This window comes from Pseudomonas putida (genome assembly GCF_001941965.1).
GTDB lineage: Bacteria > Pseudomonadota > Gammaproteobacteria > Pseudomonadales > Pseudomonadaceae > Aquipseudomonas > Aquipseudomonas putida_L.
Window position 1 is genome coordinate 324,743 of record NZ_MKZO01000025.1, and the last position, 20,781, is coordinate 345,523.

Consider the following 20,781-nt stretch of genomic DNA (forward strand, 5'->3'; position numbering starts at 1 on the left):
GGTTCAGCGCCGGCGCGTTTTCTTTTCGTCACCCGACCTCTTTTTTGCCAAGCCCGAATTCAAGCAGGAACTCTCCATGGACGCGTTCGAACTCCCCGTCACCCTGGCCCAGTCCCTTCAACGTCGCGCCGCGCAGACGCCAGACCAGTTGGCCCTGCGTTTTCTGTCCGACGAACAGGACCAGGGCACGGTGCTGACCTACCGTGACCTCGACCAGCGCGCCCGCAGCATTGCCGCCGCCCTGCAAGGCCAGGCGCAGCTGGGCGACCGCGCCATCCTGCTGTTCCCCAGCGGCCCGGACTATGTCGCCGCGTTCTACGGTTGCCTCTATGCCGGCATCATCGCCGTGCCGGCCTATCCGCCGGAGTCCAATCGTCGCCACCACCAGGAGCGCCTGCTGTCGATCATCGCCGATGCCGAGCCGGCCCTGGTCCTGACCGCTGCCGCCCTGCGCGACAGCCTGCTGGAGGTCGAGGAACTGGCGGCCGAAGGCGCCCCGGCGCTGCTGTGCGTCGACACGCTGGAGCCCGTCGATACCTGGGTCGCTCCGGAACTGACCGGCGACCATATCGCCTTCCTGCAGTACACCTCCGGCTCCACCGCGCTGCCGAAAGGGGTGCAGGTCAGCCATGGCAACCTGGTCGCCAACGAAAAACTCATCCGCCACGGCTTCGGCATCGATATCAACCCGGATGACGTAATCGTCAGCTGGCTGCCGCTGTACCACGACATGGGCCTGATCGGCGGCCTGCTGCAGCCGATCTTCAGCGGCGTGCCCTGCGTGCTGATGTCCCCGGCCTACTTCCTGACCCGCCCGCTGCGCTGGCTGGAAGCGATCAGCGAGTACAAGGGCACCATCAGCGGCGGCCCGGACTTCGCCTACCAGCTGTGCGCCGCCCGGGTCAGCGAGGCGGCCCTGGCGCGTCTCGACCTCAGTGGCTGGCGCGTGGCCTACTCCGGCTCCGAGCCGATCCGCCTCGACAGCCTCGACGCCTTCGCCGGGAAATTCGCCGGCTGTGGCTTCGACGCCAGCAGCTTCTTCGCCTCCTATGGCCTGGCCGAAGCGACCCTGTTCGTCGCCGGTGGCAAGCGCGGCCAGGGCATCCCGCACCTGCGTCTGGACGAGCAGGAACTGTCGCGCAATATCGCCCAGCCGGGGCAGGGCAGTCCGGTGATGAGCTGCGGCACCAGCCAGCCGGAACACGCCGTGCTGATCGCCGATCCGCAGAGCCTGGAAGTGCTCGCTGAAAACCAGGTCGGCGAAGTCTGGGCCAGCGGCCCGAGCATCGCCCATGGCTACTGGCGCAACCCGGAGGCCACGGCGAAAACCTTCGTCGAGCACGACGGCCAGACCTGGCTGCGTACTGGCGACCTCGGTTTCATGCGCGACGGCGAGCTGTACATCACCGGTCGCCTCAAGGACATGTTGATCGTCCGCGGCCAGAATATTTATCCACAGGACATCGAGCAGACCGTCGAGCGTGAAGTCGATGTGGTGCGCAAAGGCCGGGTCGCTGCCTTCGCGGTCACCCAGGACGGTATCGAAGGCATCGGCATCGCCGCCGAGATCGGCCGCAGCGTGCAGAAGAACGTGCCTGCCGACGAACTGATCCGCACCCTTCGCGAAACCGTTGCCGATGCTTATCAACAGGCCCCGGCTGTCGTCGTGCTGCTCAACCCCGGCGCACTGCCGAAGACCTCCAGCGGCAAGCTGCAACGCTCGGCCTGCCGCACCCGCCTGGCCGACGGCAGCCTCGACAGCTATGCGGTCTTCCCGCACACCGGTGCCAAGGCCAGCGATGCCGCCCTGGCCCAGTCCAACCTCGGTGAGCTGGTCGCCCGTACCTGGCGCGAGCACCTGCAAGTGGACGATATCGCCGCCGACGATCATTTCTTCCTCCTCGGCGGCAACTCGATCCTCGCCACCCAGGTGGTCGCCAGCCTGCGTGACGCCCTGAAGATCGAGCTGAACCTGCGCCTGCTGTTCGAAGCGCCGACCCTGCAAGGCTTCGTCGCCGCCATCGAAGGCGCGCAGTCGGGCGCCGTAGAGCAGGACGGCATCGTCCGTCTGGCCGGTGACGAAGGCCTGCCGCAATCCCTGGCGCAGAACCGCCTGTGGTTCACCTGGCAGCTCGATCCGCAAAGCAGCGCCTACAACATTCCCGCCGGCCTCAACCTGCGCGGCGAGCTGGACGAAACCGCTCTGCGCAGCGCCTTCCAGCGCCTTGTCGAGCGCCATGAATCCCTGCGCACGCGCTTCTACGAAGTGGATGGTGTGGCCCTGCAACGCATCGACGCTGCCGGCCCGTTCGATATCCAGCGCATCGACCTCAGCGACCTCGATGAGGACGAGCGCCGCAGCCGCGCCCAGGCCATCCGCGAAGAACAGGCACGTCTGCCGTTCGACCTGGAAAACGGCCCGCTGCTGCGTGTGCAACTGGTCTGCCTGGACGAACAGGAACACCAGTTGCTGGTGACCCTGCACCACATCATCGCCGACGGCTGGTCGCTGAACGTGCTGATCGACGAGTTCTCGCGCCTCTATGCCGCCGCCGTGCAGGACCAGCCGCTGACCCTCGAAGCCCTGCCGGTGCGCTACGCCGACTACGGCCAGTGGCAGCGCGAGTGGCTGGCCCGTGGTGAAGCCGAGCGCCAGTTGGCCTACTGGAAAAACCAGTTGGGCGACGAACACCCGAGCCTCAGCCTGGCCACCGATCACCCACGCTCCACCCGCCAGCAGCACAGCGCCTCGCGCTACAGCCTGCGCCTGAGTGCGGAGCAGAGCAAAGCCCTGAAAGCCGCGGCCCAGGGCAGCCAGTCCACGCCGTTCATGCTGTTGCTGGCCGGCTTCCAGACCCTGTTGCACCGCTACAGCGGCCAGTCCGATATCCGTATCGGCGTGCCAGGCGCCAACCGTCCGCGCCAGGAAACCCAGGGCCTGATCGGCTTCTTCATCAACACCCTGGTGCTGCGCGCCGAACTGGATGCGCGCCTGCCTTTTGCCGAGCTGCTCAACCGTACCCGTCAGGCTGCGCTGGACGCCCAGGCCAACCAGGACCTGCCGTTCGACCAGTTGGTCGAAGCCTTCCCGCAGGCCCGCGAGCAGGGCCTGTTCCAGGTCATGTTCAACCACCAGCAACGCGACCTCGGCGCGCTGCGTCGCCTGCCGGGCCTGCTCGCCGATGAGCTGCCGTGGCACAGCCGCGAGGCCAAGTTCGACCTGCAACTGCACAGCGAGGAAGACCGCAGCGGGCGCATCAACCTGTCCTTCGACTATGCCGACGAGCTGTTCGAGCGCGCCACCATTCAGCGTCTGGCCGGGCACTACGTGCGGCTGCTGAGCCAGGTCTGCGCGAGCACCGATATCGCCCTCGGCGACCTGCACCTGCTCGACGAGGCCGAACAGGCCCGTCAGGCCACCTGGAGCGTCGCCCCGTGCACACCCGCCAGCCGCTGGCTGCCGGAGCTGCTGAATGAACAGGCCCAGCGCAGCCCCGAGCGCACCGCGCTGGTCTGGGAGGGCGGCAGCCTCGATTTCGCCGGCCTGCATGCCCAGGCCAACCGCCTGGCCAACTACCTGCGTGACAAGGGCGTCGGCCCGGACGTGAAAGTCGCGATCGCCGTCGAGCGCTCGCCGCAACTGCTGATCGGCCTGCTCGCCATCATCAAGGCCGGCGGCGCCTATGTACCGCTGGACCCGGACTACCCGAGCGAGCGCCTGGCCTACATGCTGAGCGACAGCGGCGTGTCGCTGCTGCTGACCCAAAGCCATCTGCTGGGTGATATGCCGAGTGCCGAAGGCGTCAGCGCCATCGCCCTCGACACCCTCAAGCTGGACAACTGGCCGAGCCACGCGCCGGGCCTGCACCTGCACGGCGACAACCTCGCCTATGTGATCTACACCTCCGGCTCCACCGGCCTGCCGAAAGGCGTCGGCAACACCCACGCGGCCCTGGCCGAGCGCCTGCAATGGATGCAGGCCACCTACCAGTTGAACGACAGCGACGTGCTGATGCAGAAGGCGCCGATCAGCTTCGACGTGTCGGTGTGGGAATGCTTCTGGCCGCTGATCACCGGTTGCCAGCTGGTGATCGCCGCACCGGGCGAGCACCGCGATCCGCATCGCATTGCCCAACTGGTCCAGCAGCATAGCGTGACCACGCTGCACTTCGTCCCGCCGCTGCTCCAGCTGTTTATCGACGAGCCGCTGACGGCCAACTGCATCAGCCTGCGCCGGGTGTTCTCCGGTGGCGAGGCGTTGCCTGCCGAATTGCGCAACCGCGTATTGGCGCAACTGCCCAACGCGCAACTGCACAACCGCTACGGCCCGACCGAAACCGCGATCAACGTCACTCACTGGCATTGCCAGGTCAGCGATGGGGCCCGTTCGCCGATTGGCCGGCCGCTGGGTAACGTGGTCTGCCGGGTCCTCGACAGCGAACTGAATGCCCAGCCGGATGGCGTGGCCGGTGAGTTGTGCATCGGTGGCCTGGGCCTGGCCCGCGGTTACCTGGGCCGCGCTGCGCTGACGGCTGAACGCTTCGTGCCGGATGCCGGCGGCGAGCCGGGCTCGCGCCTGTACCGCACCGGTGACCGCGTGCGCTGGGCCGCCGATGGTGCGCTGGAGTACTTCGGCCGTCTCGATCACCAGGTCAAGCTGCGCGGCTTCAGGGTCGAGCCGCAGGAAATCGAAGCCCGTCTGCTGGCGCTGGATGGCGTTGGCCAGGCTGCCGTGGTGGTGCGCCAGACCGTCTCCGGGCCGCAACTGGTCGGCTATTTCACCGCCGAGAAAACGCAGGAGGGCGAGGCCGCACAGATCGCCCGCCTGAAAGCCGAGCTGGCCCTGGAGCTGCCGGAATACATGGTCCCGGCGCAACTGGTATGCATGGACGTGATGCCCCTCGGCCCGAGCGGCAAGCTGGACCGTCGCGCGCTGCCGGAACCGCAATGGCAGTCCCGCGAGCATATCGAACCGCAGACCGAGCTGGAGCACAGCATCGCCGCTATCTGGCGCGAAGTGCTGGGCGTGCCGCAGGTCGGCCTGGCCGATGACTTCTTCGAACTGGGCGGGCACTCGCTGCTGGCGACCCAGATCATTTCCCGCGTGCGCCAGGCCTGCGACGTCGAACTGCCGCTGCGGGTGCTGTTCGACCACCGCGAACTGGGCGCCTTCGCCACGCAGATCGCCACGCTGCAAGCCTCCGGTGCACGCAACAGCCAGCAGGCCATCGACAAGGTCGACCGCAGCCAGCCGGTGGCGCTGTCGTACTCGCAGCAGCGCATGTGGTTCCTCTGGCAGATGGAGCCGGACAGCCCCGCCTACAACGTCGGCGGCATGGCCCGGCTCAGCGGCGCCTTCGATATCGGCTGCTTCGAAGCGGCCCTGCAGGCGCTGATCCTGCGTCACGAAACCCTGCGCACCACCTTCCCGAGCGTCAACGGGGTGGCTTGCCAGAAGGTCGCGGAAGAGACCGGCGTCGCCATGCAGTGGCTGGATATCTCCGCGCTGCCGGCCGCCGAGCGCCAGGTGCGCCTGCAAGCCTTTGCCGACAGCGAAGCGCACACACCCTTCGACCTGGAAACCGGCCCGCTGCTGCGCGCCTGCCTGGTCAAGGCCGGGGAGCAGGAGCACTACTTCGTCCTGACCCTGCACCATATCGTCACCGAAGGCTGGGCGATGGACATCTTCGCCCGCGAACTGGGCCTGCTCTACGAGGCCTTCCTCGACGGCAAGCCGTCGCCGCTGGAGCCGCTGGCGGTGCAGTACCTGGACTACAGCGTGTGGCAGCGCCAGTGGCTGGAGTCCGGTGAGCGCCAGCGCCAGCTGGACTACTGGACGGCGCAACTGGGCAAGGAACACCCGCTGCTGGAACTGCCCGGCGACCGTCCGCGTCCGGCCGTGCAAAGCCACCAGGGCGAGCTGTTCCGCTTCGACCTCAGCGATGACCTGGCCGGCCGCGTGCGCGCCTTCAACGCGAAGAACGGCCTGACCCTGTTCATGACCATGACCGCCACCCTGGCGGTGCTGCTCTACCGCTACAGCGGCCAGACCGACCTGCGCATCGGCGCCCCGGTGGCCAACCGCATCCGTCCGGAAAGCGAAGGGCTGATCGGCGCCTTCCTCAACACCCAGGTGCTGCGTGTGCAGCTCGACGGGCAGATGAGCGTCGGCGACCTGATCGAGCAGGTGCGCCAGACCGTGATCGATGGCCAGTCCCACCAGGACCTGCCGTTCGACCACCTGGTGGAAGCCCTGCAACCGCCACGCAGCGCCGCCTACAACCCGCTGTTCCAGGTGATGTGCAACGTGCAGCGCTGGGAGTTCCAGCAAAGCCGCGAGCTGGCCGGGATGACCGTGGAGTACCTGGTCAACGATGCCCGCGCCACCAAGTTCGACCTCAACCTCGAAGTCACCGAGCTGGACCACCGCCTGGGCTGCTGCCTGACCTACAGCACCGACCTGTTCGACGAGCCGCGTATCGCGCGCATGGCCGCGCACTGGCGCAACCTGCTGGAGGCGCTGCTGGTCGATCCGCAACAGCGTCTCGCCGAACTGCCGCTGCTGGCCGCCGACGAGCGCCAGCAGCTGCTCGACAGCCTCGGCGCGGAAGCCGGCGAGCAACGGCTCGACCAGTGCATCCACAGCCTGTTCAGCGAGCGGGTCAAGGCCGCACCGCAGGCCGGAGCGCTGACCTTCCGTGGCGAAACCCTCAGCTACGCCGAGCTGGATGCCCGGGCCAACCGCCTGGCCTGGAGGCTTCGTGAGCTTGGTGTCGGCCCGCAGGTGCGGGTCGGCCTGGCCCTGGAGCGTTCGCTGGAGATGGTCATCGGCCTGCTGGCGATCCTCAAGGCCGGCGGCGCCTATATGCCGCTGGACCCGGAATACCCGCTGGAACGCCTGCAATACATGATCCGCGACAGCGGCGTGCGCCTGCTGCTCAGCGACGCCAAGCTGCTCGAAGCCCTTGGCGAACTGCCGGACGGCGTGGCGCGCTGGAGCCTGGAAGAGGACTTGCCGAAACTGGCCGGCTATCCGGACAGCGAACCGCCTTTCATCAGCCTGCCGCAGCACCAGGCCTACCTGATCTACACCTCCGGCTCCACCGGCCTGCCGAAAGGCGTGGTGGTCAGCCATGGTGAAATCGCCATGCACTGCCAGGCGGTGATCAAGCGCTTCGACATGCGCCCGAGCGACTGCGAGCTGCACTTCTATTCGATCAACTTCGACGCCGCCACCGAGCGTCTGCTGGTGCCGCTGCTGACCGGCGCACGCCTGGTGATCCGTGCCCAGGGCCAGTGGGATGCCCAGGAAATCTGCACGCTGATCCGCGAGCAGGGCGTCAATATCCTCGGCTTCACCCCGAGCTACGGCAGCCAGTTGGCGCAGTGGCTGGCAACCCAGCAACAGCGCCTGCCGGTGCGCATGTGCATCACCGGCGGCGAGGCCCTGACCGGCGAACACCTGCAACGGATCCGCGCGGCCTTCGCGCCGGAGCTGTTCTTCAACGCCTATGGCCCGACCGAAACCGTGGTCATGCCCCTGGCCTGCCTGTCGCCGGCCGAGCTGGAGGAAGGCCAGGCCAGCGTGCCGATCGGCAGTGTGGTGGGGGCGCGGGTCGCCTATATCCTCGATACCGACCTGGCCCTGGTGCCGCAGGGCGCCACGGGTGAACTGTATGTCGGCGGGGCAGGGCTGGCGGTGGGTTACCACGAACGGGCCGGCCTGACCGCCGAGCGCTTCGTCGCCGACCCGTTCGCCAATGACGGCGGCCGCCTGTACCGCACCGGTGACCTGGTGCGCCAGCGCGCCGACGGGCTGGTGGAGTACATCGGCCGGGTCGACCATCAGGTGAAGATCCGTGGCTTCCGTATCGAACTGGGCGAGATCGAGACCCGCCTGCTCGACCATGCCGCCATCCGCGAAGCGGTGGTGCTGGCGCTGGACACACCAGACGGCAAGCAACTGGCCGGTTACCTGGTGAGCGATGTGGCGTCGCAGGATGAAGCGCAACAGTCGCAACTGCGTGACGAACTGAAGGCCGCGCTCAAGGCGCAACTGCCGGACTACATGGTCCCGACCCACCTGATCCTGCTCGATGCCATGCCGCTGACCGCCAACGGCAAGCTCGACCGCCGCGCCCTGCCGGCGCCGGATCCGGAGCTGAACCGCCAGCAGTACGTGGCGCCGACCAGCGAGCTGGAACAGAGCCTGGCGCGGATCTGGGGCGAGGTGCTGAACGTTGCCCAGGTCGGCCTCAACGACAACTTCTTCGAGCTGGGTGGCGACTCCATCCTGTCGATCCAGGTGGTCAGCCGTGGCCGTGCCGCGGGTATCCATTTCACCCCGCGCGACCTGTTCCAGCACCAGACCGTGCAGACCCTGGCCGCCGTCGCCACCACCCGCGAAGTGGTCAGCGCCGAGCAGGGGCAACTGACTGGCATGTCGGCGCTGACGCCGATCCAGCACTGGTTCTTCGAAACCCCGATCGCCAACCGCCAGCACTGGAACCAGGCCGTTCTGCTGGAGCCGACCCAGGTGCTCGATGCCGTACAACTGGAGCAGGCGCTGAAGGCCCTGCAACAGCAGCATGACGCCCTGCGCCTCGGCTTCCGCGAGCAGGACGGCGCATGGCAGGCGGCGTTCCGCGAAGGCGACGACAGTCTTCTGCGGGTCGCCCAGGTCAGCGACATGGCCCAGTGCACTGCACTCTACGACGAAGCCCAGCGCAGCCTCGACCTGCAACAGGGCCCGCTGCTGCGTGCTCTGCTGGTCAGCGGCCCGCAGGGCGAACAGCGCCTGCTGCTGGCGATCCATCACCTGGTGGTGGATGGCGTGTCCTGGCGCGTGCTGCTGGAAGACCTGCAGAATGCTTATCGCCAACAGCCGCTGCCGGCCAAGACCAGCGCCATGCGCGACTGGGCCGAGCGCCTGAGCGCCCATGCCGCCAGCGATTCGCTGCGCGCGGAGCGCGACTGGTGGCAAGCCCACCTGGGCACCGACGCCATGTCGCTGCCGGGCACCGATAATGCCGGCGGCCAGGAAAACCGCCATGCCGCCAGCATCAGCGTGCGCCTGGATGCCCAGCGCACCCGCCAGTTGCTGCAACAGGCCCCGAGCGCCTACCGCACCCAGGTCAACGACCTGCTGCTGACCGCCCTGGCCCGTGTGCTTTGCCAGTGGACCGAGCAGCCCTCGGCGCTGGTCCAGCTGGAAGGCCATGGCCGCGAAAGCCTGTTCGACGAGATCGACCTGACCCGCAGCGTCGGCTGGTTCACCAGCGCCTATCCACTGCGCCTGACCCCGGCGGCCGACCTGTCCGGCTCGATCAAGGCGATCAAGGAACAGCTTCGCGCAGTACCGGAAAAGGGCCTCGGCTACGGCGTGCTGCGCTACCTCGGCGACGCCGCCAGCCGCAGCGCGATGCAGGCATTGCCGGTGGCGCCGGTTACCTTCAACTACCTCGGCCAGTTCGACCAGAGCTTCGCCAGCGATGCGCTGTTCCGCCCGCTGGAAGAGTCCGCCGGCACCGCCCATGACCCGCAGGCGCCGCTGCCCAACGAGCTGAGCATCGATGCCCAGGTCTATGGCGGCGAGCTGGTCCTGCGCTGGACCTTCAGCGCCGAGCGCCATCAGCAGGCAACCATCGAAGCCATCGCCAACGCGTACCTGCTGCAGTTGCAGGCGGTGGTCGAGCACTGCCTGGAAGAGGGCAGCGGCGGCCTGACCCCGTCCGACTTCCCCCTGGCCAGCCTGACCCAGGTCGAGCTGGACGCGCTGCCGGTGCCGGCGGCACGTATCGAGGATGTCTACCCGCTGACCCCGATGCAGGAGGGCATGCTCCTGCACACCCTGCTGGAGCCGGGCACCGGCCTGTACTACATGCAGGACCGCTACCGCATCAACAGCGCCCTTGATCCCGAGCGCTTCACCCGCGCCTGGCAGGCCGTGGTCGCCCGTCATGAAGCCCTGCGCGCCTCCTTCTGCTGGGATATCGGCGAAGGCATGCTCCAGGTTATCCACAAGCCGGGCGATACCCCGGTGGACTACCTCGACTGGCGCGGCGTCCCTGCCGAACAGCAGGAAGAAAACCTGCAAGCCCTGCACAAGCGCGAGCGCGAGGCCGGTTTCGATCTGCTGCACCAGGCGCCGTTCCACCTGCGCCTGATCCGCGTCGGCGAGGCCAGCTACTGGTTCATGATGAGCAACCACCACATCCTCATCGATGCCTGGTGCCGTTCGCTGCTGATGAACGATTTCTTCGACCTGTATATGGCCCTCGGCGAAGGCCGCGACGCGCAACTGGCCCCGGCCCCGCGCTACCGCGACTACATCGGCTGGCTGCAACAGCGCGGCCTGGAACAGGCCCGTGACTGGTGGCGCAGCAACCTGCGCGGCTTCGAGCGGCCGACGCCGATTCCGAGCGACCGCCCGTACCTCCGCGAGCATGCCGGCGAAAGCGGCGGCATGCTGGTGGGCGATGTCTACACCCGCCTCGACGCCGCCGATGGCGCCCGCCTGCGCGAACTGGCGCAGCAGCACCAGCTGACCGTCAACACCTTCGCCCAGGCGGCCTGGGCCCTGACCCTGCGTCGCCTCAGTGGCGAGCGCGACGTGCTGTTCGGCGTCACCGTGGCCGGGCGTCCGGTGGACATGCCGCAGATGCAGCGCACCGTCGGCCTGTTCATCAACACCATCGCCCTGCGTGTCGGCCTGCCCCGTGATGGCGAGCGGCAGAGCGTGCGCCAGTGGCTGAACGGCCTGCTCGACAGCAACATGCAACTGCGCGAGTACGAATACCTGCCGCTGGTGAATATCCAGGACCTCAGTGAGCTGCCCAAGGGCCTGCCGCTGTTCGACAGCCTGTTCGTGTTCGAGAACGCCCCGGTGGAAGTCTCGGTGCTGGACCGTGCGCAAAGCCTGAATGCCACCTCGGATTCCGGCCGCACCCACACCAACTACCCGCTGACCGCCGTGTGCTACCCGGGCGATGACCTCGGCCTGCACCTGTCCTATGACCAGCGCTACTTCGACCCGACCACCGTCGAGGGCATGCTGGCGGAGTTCAAGCGCCTGCTGCTGGCGCTGGTGGAAGGCTTCCATGGCGATATGGCGGCGCTGCCGCTGCTGGGCGAGGCCGAGCGGGAGTTCCTGACCCATGGCGTCAACCAGAGCGCCCGCGAGTACCCGCTGGAGCGCAGTTATGTGGCGCAGTTCGAGGAAAGGGTGGCGGCGCATCCTGAGCGGGTTGCCGTCAGTTATCTGAACGAGCGGATCAGCTACAGCGCGCTGAACCACTCTGCCAACCGCCTGGGCCATGCCCTGATCGCGGCAGGTGCCGGTTTCGACCAACCGATCGCACTCCTGGCCGAACGCGGCCCGGATCTGCTGGGCATGATTGTCGGCAGCTTCAAGGCCGGGGCGGGTTATCTGCCGCTGGACCCGGCACTGCCGAATCAGCGCCTGAGCGGCGTGATCGGGCAGAGCGGGGCGCCGGTGCTGGTGTGCAGCGCCGCCTGCGAAGCCCAGGCTCGCGAGCTGCTGGCCGACAATGAGTCGGTGCAACTGCTGGTCTGGGAGCAGGTTCAGCACAGCGCTGATATCACCAATCCCGGTCGCTACAGCGGCCCGGATAACCTGGCCTACGTGATCTTCACCTCCGGCTCCACCGGGCTGCCCAAAGGCGTGATGGTCGAACAGCGTGGCATGCTCAACAACCAGTTGAGCAAGGTCCCGTACCTGGATCTGAGCGACAAGGACGTGATCGCCCAGACCGCCTCGCAGAGCTTCGACATTTCCGTCTGGCAGTTCCTCGCCGCCCCGCTGTTCGGCGCCCGTGTGGATATCGTGCCGAACGATATCGCCCGTGACCCGCAAGCGCTGCTGGCGCATGTTCAGGCTCAGGGCATCAGCGTGCTGGAAAGCGTGCCGTCGCTGATCCAGGGCCTGCTCGCCGAAGAGCGCGTGAGCCTCGACGGCCTGCGCTGGATGCTGCCGACCGGCGAAGCCATGCCACCCGAGCTGGCCCGCCAGTGGCTGCTGCGTTATCCACAGATTGGCCTGGTCAACGCCTACGGTCCGGCCGAATGCTCGGACGACGTGGCCTTCTTCCGTGTCGATCTGAATTCCACCGAAAGCACCTACCTGCCCATCGGCACCCCGACCGACAACAACCTGATCTACCTGCTGGACGACGCTCTGGAACTGGTACCGACCGGCGCCGTGGGCGAGCTGTGCGTCGCCGGTACCGGCGTGGGTCGCGGTTATGTCGGCGACACCCGCCGCACCGTCCCGGTCTTCGTCCCGAACCCCTTCGGTACCCCGGGCGAACGCCTGTACCGCACCGGCGACCTGGCCCGCCGCCGTGCCGATGGCGTGCTGGAATACGTCGGCCGTGCCGACCATCAGGTGAAGATCCGCGGTTACCGCATCGAGCTGGGCGAGATCGAAACCCGCCTGCTGGAACACCCGGCAATCCGCGAAACCGTGGTCCTTGATATCGACGGCCCACAGGGCAAGCAACTCGCCGCCTACGTGGTCACCCGCAGCGAGCTGGATATCGATCAGCTCAAGGCCTCGCTGAAAGCCAGCCTGCCGGACTACATGGTCCCGACCCACGTCGTGCAACTGCCGGCCATGCCGCTGACGCCGAACGGCAAGCTCGACCACAAGGCCCTGCCGCAGCCGGATACCAGCGTCTCGCAGACCGCCTATGTCGCCCCTGAAAGCGAGCTCGAGCAGCAACTGGCAGCCATCTGGGCCGAGGTGCTGAAGATCGAGCGCGTCGGCCTCGACGACAGCTTCTTCGAACTGGGCGGGCACTCGCTGCTGGCGACCCAGGTCATCTCCCGGGTCCGCCAGGGCCTGAAGATCGAACTGGCGCTGCGCAGCCTGTTCGAGGCCCGCGACCTGCGCGGCTTCGCCCGTCAGGTCGGCGCCGCCGAAAGCAGCAAGCAGCAGGCAATCACCCTGGCCGACCGCAGCCAGCCGCTGGCGCTGTCCTATGCCCAGCAACGCCAGTGGTTCCTCTGGCAGCTGGAGCCGCAGAGCGCCGCCTACAACATGCCGGCCGCCCTGCGCCTGCGTGGCGCGCTGGATATCGCCGCGCTGGAACTGAGCTTCGAACGCCTGATCGCCCGCCACGAAACCCTGCGCACCACCTTCCGCCAGGACGGCGCCCGGGCCGTGCAGGTCATCCATGCGCCGGCGCCGTTCATGCTGGAGCTGGAGCAACTGCCGGAGTCGGCCCTGCCGCGTGACGAGCAGGTGCGCCTGTTCATCGAGGCCGAGACCCTGCGGCCGTTCGACCTGGAAAACGGTCCGCTGCTGCGCGTGCGCCTGTTGCACCTGGCGGCCGACGAGCATGTGCTGGTACTGGTCCAGCACCATATCGTCACCGATGGCTGGTCGATGCCGATCATGGTCGACGAGCTGATGCGCCTGTACGCCGGCTACAGCCAGGGCGAGGAAGTACGTCTGGCACCGCTGGCGATCCAGTATGCCGACTACGCCCTGTGGCAGCGTGACTGGCTGGAAGCGGGCGAGAAAACCCGTCAGTTGGCCTACTGGACTGCGCAACTGGGCGGCGAGCAACCGGTGCTGGAACTGCCGACCGACCACCCGCGTCCGCCGGTGCAGAGCACCGCTGGCGCGCAACTCGGCTTCAGCCTCGACCCGCACCTGGCCGCCGACCTGAAAGCGCTGGCGCAAGGGCAGGGCGTGACCCTGTTCATGCTCTTGCTGGCCTCGTTCCAGACCCTGCTGCACCGCTACTCGGGCCACGGCGACGTGCGCGTCGGCGTGCCGATCGCCAACCGCAACCGCGCCGAGACCGAGCCGCTGATCGGCTTCTTCGTCAACACCCAGGTGCTCAAGGCCGAACTGGACTCGCAGACCCGCGTCGGCGAGCTGCTGCAACAGGTCAAGCGCCATGCCCTGGAGGCCCAGGCCCATCAGGACCTGCCGTTCGAGCAACTGGTGGAAGCCCTGCAACCGGAGCGCGACCTGAGCCGCAGCCCGCTGTTCCAGGTGATGTACAACCACCAGAGCGAAGCCGCGCACCTGGTGCCGCAACTGGCCGGCCTGCAACTGGAAGCGGTGCCATCGGAGAAGCACACCGCGCAGTTCGACCTGATGTTGCATACCGTGGAGCACAGCGACGGCCTGAGCGCCTCGCTGACCTACGCCACCGCCTTGTTCGAAGCGGACACCATCGCGCGCATGGCCGAACACTGGCAGCAACTGCTGCGCTCGATCAGTGCCGATGTGCAGCAACGGATCGGTGACCTGGCCCTGCTCGACGCGCCGGCCCAGCGCCGCATCGTCCAGCAGTGGAACGCCACTGCCGCGCCGTTCCCCGGCGACACCGGCATCCATCACCTGTTCGAAGCCCAGGTGGCGAAAACCCCGGACGCTCCGGCGCTGGTCTTCGCCGGCCAGCAACTGAGCTATGCCCAGCTCAACCGCCGGGCCAACCAGCTGGCGCACAAGCTGCGCGAACTGGGGGCGCGCCCGGATGCGCTGATCGGCCTCGCGGTGGAACGCAGCCTGGAAATGGTCATCGGCCTGCTGGCGATCATGAAGTCCGGCGGCGCCTATGTGCCGCTCGACCCGGATTACCCGAGCGACCGCCTGGCCTACATGATCGAGGACAGCGGCGTCGAGCTGCTGCTGACCCAGGAGGCCCTGGTGGAGCGCCTGCCGATCCCGGGCCACGTGCAGTCCCTGAGCCTCGACCGCCTGCCGCTGGAACACTACAGCGACGCCAACCCGGTGCCGCTGAGCCTGGCCGACAACCTGGCCTACGTGATCTACACCTCGGGCTCCACCGGCAAGCCGAAAGGTGCCGGCAACAGCCATCGCGCGGTGATCAACCGCCTGCACTGGGGTCAGAAGGCCTATGGGCTGGACGCCAGCGACACTGTGCTGCAGAAGACCCCGTTCAGCTTCGACGTCTCGGGCTGGGAGTTCTACTGGCCGCTGCTTTCCGGCGCGCGCCTGGCGGTAGCCCTGCCGGGCGACCACCGCGACCCGGACCGCCTGCTGGCGACCATCCGCCAGTACGGCGTCACCACCGTGCACTTCGTGCCGTCCATGCTCCAGGCCTTCATGACCCACGAGGACGTCGAGAGCTGCACCAGCGTGCGCCGCGTGATGTGCAGTGGCGAGGCGTTGCCGGTGGAACTGGCGGCCCAGGTGCTCAAGCGGCTGCCCCATGCCGACCTGCACAACCTGTACGGGCCGACCGAGGCGGCGATCGAGGTCACCCACTGGACCTGCAGCGTCGATGACCTGAACGTGCCGATCGGCCACCCGATCGACAACATCAAGACCCATATCCTCGAGGACGGCCTGCTGCCGGCCGCGCCGGGGTGCGCCGCCGAGCTGTACCTGGGCGGCGTCGGCCTGGCCCGCGGTTACCACAATCGTCCTTCCCTGACCGCCGAGCGTTTCGTGCCGGATCCGTTCTCCAGCGACGGCGGCCGCCTGTACCGCACCGGCGACCTGGCCCGCTATCGCGGCGAGGGCATCGTCGAATACGCCGGGCGGATCGACCATCAGGTGAAGATCCGTGGCCTGCGTATCGAGCTGGGCGAGATCGATGCACGGCTGCAGGAGCACCCGGCGGTGCGCGAGGGCAGCGTCATCGATATCGACGGCGCCAACGGCAAGCAGCTGGCGGCCTATCTGGTGGCCCGCGATCCGCAACAGGACACCGATGAACTGAAGGAAATCCTCAAGGCCCACCTCAAGGTGCACCTGCCGGAATTCATGGTGCCGAGCCACTTCATCTGGCTTGAGCGCATGCCGGTCAACGCCAACGGCAAGCTTGATCGCCGAGCGCTGCCGAAACCCGACCTGAGCCAGAACGCCTCGTCCGGCGTGGCCCCGAGCAGCCCGCTGGAAGCCGAACTGGCCGCCATCTGGCGCGATGTGCTGAAGCTGGAGCAGGTCGGCGTGACCGACAACTTCTTCGAGCTGGGCGGCGATTCGATCATCTCCATCCAGGTGGTCAGCCGCGCCCGTCAGGCCGGGATCCTGTTCAGCGCCAAGGACCTGTTCCAGCGCCAGACCATCCAGGGCATCGCCCAGGTGGCCAGCCGTGCCCCGGCGGTGCGTATCGAGCAGGGCGCCCTGAGTGGCCCGACGCCGTTGCTGCCGATCCAGCGCTGGTTCTTCGACAGCCCGATCCCCGAGCGTCATCACTGGAACCAGTCGGTGCTGTTCACCCCGACCGTGGCCCTGGATGCCGTGCGCCTGGAGGCGGCGCTGCAACGCCTGGTGGCGCACCACGATGCCCTGCGCCTGAGCTTCGTCGACGCGAACGCCACCTTCCGCGATGCGGTCAGCGGCGAGCTGCTGTGGGTGCGTGAGCTGGACGCCCGCGAGGGGCTGCGTGCCCTGTGCGATGAAGCACAGCGCAGCCTGAACCTGGTCGAAGGTCCGCTGCTGCGCGGTCTGCTGGTCAAGCTGCCGGAGGGCGAACAACGCCTGCTGCTGGTGATCCATCACCTGGCGGTGGACGGCGTGTCCTGGCGCATCCTGCTGGAAGACCTGCAGGCGGCCTATAACGGCGCGGCGCTGGCGGACAAGACCCACTCCGTGAAGGTCTGGGCCGAGCAACTGCAAGCCTGGGCCGCTACGCCACAACTGGCCGCCGAACTCGACTGGTGGCAGGCACAGTTGCAAGGCGTCAGTGACGAACTGCCGCTGGACCACGCCGAAGGCGGGCGCCAGCACCAGCACGAAGTCACCGTCAGCAGCCGTCTCGATGCCGACCTGACCCGGCAGTTGTTGCAGGAGGCTCCGGCGGCCTATCGCACGCAGATCAACGACCTGCTGCTGACTGCCCTGGCCCGTGTAATCGCTCGCTGGACCGGCCGTACCGACACCCTGGTGCGCCTGGAAGGTCACGGTCGTGAAGAGCTGTTCGATGGCATCGACACCCACCGTACCGTCGGCTGGTTCACCAGCCTGTACCCGGTCAAGCTCAGCGCTGGCGACGACCTCGCCAGCTCGCTGAAGACCATCAAGGAACAGCTGCGTGCAGTCCCGAACAAGGGCCTGGGCTACGGCGTGCTGCGCTGGCTCGGCGACGAGCAGGCACAACGCCGCCTGGCGGCACTGGCCCAGGGCCAGATCGTCTTCAACTACCTCGGCCAGCTGGATGGCAGCTTTGCCGGCGACGATGCGCTGCTGGCGCCCTCCGGCGAAGGCAGCGGCCAGGGCCAGAGCGACGAAGCGCCGCTGGACAGCCTGCTGGCGATCAACGGCCAGGTCCTCGACGGCCAGCTGGAAATGCTCTGGAGCTTCAGTGGCGAGCTGTTCGATACCAGCACCGTGCAAGGGCTGGCCGATGCCTACGCCAGCGAACTGCGCCTGCTGATCGAACACTGCCTGTCTGCCGGTGCGGGCGGGGTGACGCCATCGGACTTCCCGCTGGCCGGCCTGGACCAGCGCGAGCTGGACAGCCTGCCGCTGCCGGCAGCGCAGATCGCCGATATCTACCCGCTGTCGCCGATGCAGCAGGGCATGCTGTTCCACAGCCTGTACGCGCAGGACAAGGCCAGCTACGTCAACCAGATGCGCACTGCAGTGCGCGGTATCGAGGTCGAGCGCTTCGTGGCCGCCTGGCAGGCGGTGCTGGATAACCACGAGGTACTGCGCGCCAGCTTCGTCAGCAGTTTTGGCCAGCCGCTGCAGGTAATCCGCAAGCAGGTCGCGGTGCCGTTCGAACTGCAGGACTGGCGTGAGCGGGATGATGTCGACGCCGCACTGGTCGACTTCGCCGAAGCCGATCGCCAGCGTGGTTTCGATCTGGAACAGGACGCCTTGCTGCGCCTGAGCCTGCTGCACACCGGCGAGGACGTTTACCAACTGGTCTTCACCTGTCACCACATCCTGCTGGATGGCTGGAGCAGCTCGCGGATGTTCGGCGAGGTATTGCAGCGTTATCACGGCGAGGCGGTGCCGGCGGCCGGCGGTCGCTACCAGGACTATATCCACTGGCTGCAACGCCAGGACGCCGCCGTGGCCGAGCACTTCTGGAACGGCCAGTTGGCCGAGCTGGAGGCCCCGACCCGCCTGGCGCCATGCTTCCGCGCGGCGGGGCAGGGCCATGCCGAGCTGCGTCATGACTTCGCCGCGGCCGTGACCGCGCAACTGGGCGAGTTCGCCCGCGAGCAGCGGGTCACCCTCAACACCCTGTTGCAGGCGAGCTGGATGCTCTTGCTGCAACGCTACACCGGGCAGGCCATGGTGACCTTCGGCGCCACCGTGGCCGGGCGTCCGGCGGAGCTGGCGGGTGTCGAGGAACAGCTCGGCCTGTTCATCAACACCTTGCCGGTGGTCGGCAGCCCGCGTGCCGAGCAGCGCGTGCAGGACTGGGTGCAGGAAGTCCAGGCGCTCAACCTGGTGCTGCGCGAGCACGAGCACACGCCGCTGTACGACGTGCAGCGCTGGGCTGGCTGGGCCGGCGAGGCGCTGTTCGACTCGATCATGGTGTTCGAGAACTACCCGATCGCCGAGGCGCTGCAACAGGCGTCGCCGCGCTCGCCAAGCTTCGCCAACGTTGTGAACCAGGAGCAGACCCACTATCCGCTGACCCTGGCGGTGGAGGCGGGCGAGCGCCTGTCCCTGGCGGTGGGCTACGACCTGGCGCACTTCGACCAGGCCGCCATCGAACAACTGCTGCGGCACTTCGAGCACCTGCTGCTGGCCCTGGCCGCCGACGGCCAGGCCCTGCTCGGTGAGCTTCCGCTGCTCGACGAAGCCGAGCGCCAGCACCTGCTGCATGACTGGAACGCCACGGCCGTGGACGTCCCCGAAGCCTGCATCCACGACCTGATCGAGCAGCAGGTCCAGGCCACGCCGGAGGCTGGGGCACTGGTCCTCGGCGAGCTGCAACTGAGCTATGCCGAGCTGGATCGCCAGGCCAACCGCCTGGCCCACCGTCTGCGTGAGCTGGGTGTCGGCCCGGATGTGCTGGTGGGGATTTCCCTGGAGCGCAGCCTGGAAATGGTCGTCGGCCTGCTGGCGATCCTCAAGGCCGGCGGTGCCTATGTGCCGCTGGACCCGGCGTACCCGCGCGAGCGCCTGGACTACATGGTCCGCGACAGCGGTATCGGCCTGCTGCTGACCCAGTCGTCGCTGCTCGCCGACCTGCCGCTGAACGACGCCGTGACCAGCCTGAGCCTCGACGAACTGATCGACTGGCAGGACCTCGCCGAGGCTACGCCGCCGCAGGTCCGGGTGAATGCCGACAACCTCGCCTACGTGATCTACACCTCCGGCTCCACCGGCCGGCCGAAAGGCGTGGAGATCCGCCATGGCGCCCTGGCCAACCATATGCTGTGGATGCAGGACGAACTGCAGCTAGCGCCGGCCGACCGCGTCTTGCAGAAGACCGCGTTCAGCTTCGACGCCTCGGTCTGGGAGTTCTGGCTGCCGCTGCTCAACGGCGCGCAACTGGTCCTCGCCAGCCCGGCGCTGAGCGACGACCTGAGCCTGCTGTGGCGCGAAGTGGCGGTGCAGGACATCAGCGTCCTGCAACTGGCGCCATCGGTGCTTCAGGCGCTGCTCCCGGACGTGCGCGAAGGCCAGCTGGATTCGCTGCGCACCCTGGCCTTCGGTGGCGAGGCCCTGAGTGGCGCGCTGGTGGAGCAGTTGCGCGAGCAGTGGGGCGGCCGGGTCTACAACCTGTACGGCCCGACCGAAGCGACCATCGACACCAGCAGCCTGCTGATCGACGGCCCGGTGGACACGGCGATCGCGGCGATCGGCCGGCCGATCAGCAACGTGCGCACCTATGTCCTCGATACCAACCTGCAGGTCTGCCCGGTGGGCAGTGCCGGCGAGCTGTATGTCGGCGGCGACTCGCTGGCGCGGGGTTACCACAAGCGTCCGGACCTGAGTGCCGAGCGCTTCGTGCCCGATCCGTTCACCCCGGGCGCGCGCCTGTATCGCACCGGTGACCTGGTGCGCTACCGCGCCGATGGGGTGATCGACTACCTGGGGCGGATCGACCACCAGGTGAAGATCCGCGGCCTGCGCATCGAGCTGGGCGAGATCGAAGCGCTGCTGCTGCGTCAGCCGGCGGTGCGCGAGGCCGTGGTGCTGCCGCGGGACAGCGCCAACGGCACGCAACTGGTGGCCTGGGTGGTGGCGGGGCAGGGCGTGCTCGCGGGCGACGACCTGGTCCATGAACTCAAGGCCCAGCTCGGTCAGGACCTGCCGGGCTTCATGGTGCCGACGCAGTGGCTGTTCCTCGAGCAGTTGCCGCTGACGCCGAACGGCAAGCTGGACCGCAAGGCCCTGCCGCAGCCGGATATCGGCCATGCCCATGCGGCCTATGTGGCGCCGCAGGGTGAGCTGGAACAACAGCTGGCGGCGATCTGGGCCGAGGTGCTCAAGGTGGACAAGGTCGGCATGAGCGACGACTTCTTCGAGCTGGGCGGGCACTCGTTGCTGGCGACGCAGATCGTCAGTCGTTTGCAGAAGGAACTGGGGCACCACGTCCCGCTGCGCGCCATGTTCGAGCTGAACACCTTGCAGGCGCTGGCGGCGTACATCGAGGGGCAGCAGGACAAGCGCATCGACGACGCCAAGGTCGATCGCCTGTCGGACCTGATGGCCGAGCTGGAGGCGCTCTAACCGAGAGCACGCCACCCATCCCTGTGGGAGCTGGCTTGCCAGCGATTGCGATGGTGAATTCACTACAGTAATCGCTGCGGTTCGGCGGTCCGACAAGCCAGCTCCCACAAGGTCCACGCAAAACAGGAAAA

General features: G+C 67.6%; 1 protein-coding gene. It reads left to right on the plus strand.

The window, feature by feature from the left end; translation table 11 throughout:
- Positions 1-76: 76 nt before the first annotated feature.
- Positions 77-20,650 carry a non-ribosomal peptide synthetase gene (locus tag PSEMO_RS15910; protein ID WP_075803930.1) on the plus strand — a complete coding sequence of 6,858 codons (20,574 nt, stop codon included), beginning with the start codon at positions 77-79 and terminating at the stop codon, positions 20,648-20,650.
- The last annotated feature ends 131 nt before the right edge of the window (positions 20,651-20,781 follow it).